Consider the following 3,041-nt stretch of genomic DNA (forward strand, 5'->3'; position numbering starts at 1 on the left):
TTTGGGGCGTATGCAAGAAATGATATGGTACAAAGAGTTGTGTATGTTACCGAGGAAGACAGTTTTATGATTGATTTTCCAGTGCTGAGTTTTAATCTATCGGAAACAAAAAAATTGATACTTGAAGAGATCCAGAAAGGAGTTTCTTCAGTTCCCCAAATAGCCGCAACTGCCGGAATTTCAAAAGGAATGACTTACAACCATCTTCGGGAACTAAAAGCAATGGGATATATAACAGATGGCGAAAACGGGTACGTTATAACTGATGCTGGAAGAATTGCCTCAATTTGATTTGGAAAGTCCGGCGTGAAAATTTATAGTGCGCTCACGAGTTAATTACACTTTTTAAACATTCTCCTATACAATGGGAACAATTAACTTACTTTGCTCACCTGTTTCAAACTTTAAATTTACCTATTTTTCCGGATAATTACAGGAACGACCTTCTTTTTTCTCAAGGGCCTGCAGGTATTCGAGGACTGCGAGGACGTAGGTTGAGTGGGACCAGGCCAGGGGGAGAACGGATACAGGGTTACCTATGTCATCGATCTGTTCGGATAAGAGGCCGGTGGGGTGGGCGTGAGCTGCGCACCATTTTAGGAGTTCGAGAGCTCGGTCAAGGTTGCCAACTGCGGAATGCCACTGTGAGAGCCAGAGAGTGCAGAGAATCCAGCTGTTCATATAGCCAAAATAAGTATCGTGAAGGTACCTGGCGATCCCGCCTGAGGGGCGCTTAAGGTCGCATTCGATTGCTTCCATTGTCCGGACGACCCTGGGGTCATCGGGTGGGAGAATTCCGAAGTACCAGACTGCAAAGATTGAGGAATCAAGAGTAGGGTCGTCAAGAGAACGGCGGAAACGTTTTAGTCGGTTGTCGTAAAGTTTCTCCAGAATAGACTTCCTAATGAGGTCTGCAGCTTCCTTCCAGATGTTTGCATTGTCATAATCACCAAGAGAGCGGGAGAGTTCATAGGCTCCGTTGAGGCCGGCATAGACCGTACATGCGCTGTAGGTGTGTATGCCTTTTCGTTCTTCCCATAGGTCAAAACTCGAAATTGGAAGACCTGTTTTCGTGTCAATGGCTTTTATAAGATAGTTAGCTGTGGGAATCACAAGCTTTCTGTAATACCTGCCTGTGGTCCAGACACTCTTTGCAATTTCCCAGTTGTTATAAAGGGCATAGAGAGGAAGCCCTGTCTCGTCGATTTGAATCATAGGAACAGGATGCCATGTGCTCCCGAAGTCTCCGGCAGGTGTGTACTTGTGAAGGAAGTTTCCTCTTGGGGTAATGGTTTTTGAGAAAAATTCAAAAGTTTCAAAAGTCAGATGATGATACCGTGCCCTGTCGAGCGCAAGGCAGATCCAGGCTGCATCTCTTGGCCAGCAGTAGGTATAAAGGTCTGCCCCGAATTGCTTTATATCCGAATCGCAGGATGCAATTATCGAGCCCGTGATGTCCATGTGGGCGACAACTGTAAGGAGGCTTCTGTAAAAGCACTTTAAGACACTCTGTGGGAGTTGAGGCATTCGAGAAAATTCCGGAAGGACGGATACTCTCTCAATAAAAGATGTCCAGAAATTGAAGCTGTGATAGAAAAGGGTTTTTCTTCCGGCTTCTTTTTCCTGTTTATGAATCTGAAGTACGCTGCAGTACTTTTTTCCGAGAACTATCCAGTAGTGTAACCTTGTCGATTCTCCTGGCTTCAGTTCGGGAAGAGTCCAGCCGAGTGTGGAATCTACCGAACCGTGCGCTACAGGATTCCCACTAAGAGAGGCATCACTTTCCATATCTCTCCATGTGCCTTCAAGTCCTCTCCATTCAGCAGTTCCAACTGCATACTGGTCAAACGCAGGGTCACTTGCGTGCAGAAAATAACGATCGCGCTTGTAATGGATAAGCGTATGTTTATCGATTACAGCCGTTTCTCCGATTTTGGTCTCAAGAATTCGATAATTCTGGTTTGAGAAAAGGCGCAAATGTTTGGGTTTATTGGATGTATTGGTGACCTTAAAAGTCCTATAAAATATATTTACCGAGGGGTGAACAGCTTCCCATACAGTGATTCGGAGTCCGATTTCTGGATTTTCGAATACTGTTTCCCCTATATTGGAGACTACTCCCATACAGGCTTCAGGGATTTTCTGGTTGCCTTCCAGAATCTCGGTTTTCCTTCTTACGCTTTCCCTGTTCTCTCCTGAGGTTTCAAGGATACGCTTACAGAACTCTTCCTTAAATTCGGATTTATATCTCTGTCGAATATTCCAGTTTTCAAGCCAGCTGCAATAAAGAGAATCAAGATCGCATATGCCAACTTTTATAGAGTTTCCGTGATTCTCAAGTCCTACATATGGAAAATAGATATCCTTTATAGTTCCTTTTTCGTCTTCACAGATCAGGATTCTTCCATTTCCGAAAATTAGCGGCCTAATCCCAGATACCCCCTGTTTTTTTAAATTTTTATGACCCTACAAATACTACAACTCAGACATTTAAGCTTCAACTTTAAGCTTCGACTCAGTTTCCCAAAATATAGTGACCTAATCTGGTTGAATTACCTTTTTTTGAATATAACCCACTATAAAAAATGAATGTATTACCTCAAATAGTTTAGTACAGAATATTTTAATAAGAACCGGATTTTGGCTTTATATTTTGCTCATTTAGCCTTAAAATGTCCTGCTCATTTGCAATTCTAAATTTTAGGATAATACCGAAAAAATATGTTGTCAAAAATACTTCTTCCTGGTCTTTTTGCCGGCCGTAAGTACTAAATTTAGTTTCTAATAAACTGCCATAATATGGGTCGGTGAAAGATTTACTTTTATGAAATTATATTATTTTTTATTGAGTAACTTGCTTAAGTTTTTACAGGGTTGTAGAGGCCTTTGAATTAATCATTTAAAATAAGGATGGATTTTGTTTATTTTATTAATAAATATATATTTAAAGTTTTTCTCTCAAAATTACACTTTTAAAGTTTCATATTTAGAAGAGTAGTCTCAATTAAGCTTTAAAATAATATTTGAAGAAATTTAAAGTT

The 3,041-nt window shown here is 41.0% G+C and carries 2 protein-coding genes; one reads left to right on the forward strand and one right to left on the reverse strand.

Going from position 1 to position 3,041, the window contains the following annotated elements; all coding sequences use genetic code 11:
* Window positions 1-291, forward strand: a 291-nt coding sequence (locus A9239_RS08535) for a winged helix-turn-helix transcriptional regulator (protein ID WP_141706415.1), incomplete at its 5' end; no start/stop codon positions are given.
* A 123-nt stretch (window positions 292-414) separates the two neighbouring features.
* Here A9239_RS08535 and A9239_RS08540 read toward each other — a convergent pair.
* Window positions 415-2,124, reverse strand: a complete 1,710-nt coding sequence (locus A9239_RS08540; protein WP_080943670.1) for a glycoside hydrolase family 15 protein — start codon at window positions 2,122-2,124, stop codon at window positions 415-417.
* Window positions 2,125-3,041: the final 917 nt, after the last annotated feature.

The organism is Methanosarcina sp. A14 (assembly GCF_001729375.1).
Lineage (GTDB): Archaea > Halobacteriota > Methanosarcinia > Methanosarcinales > Methanosarcinaceae > Methanosarcina > Methanosarcina barkeri.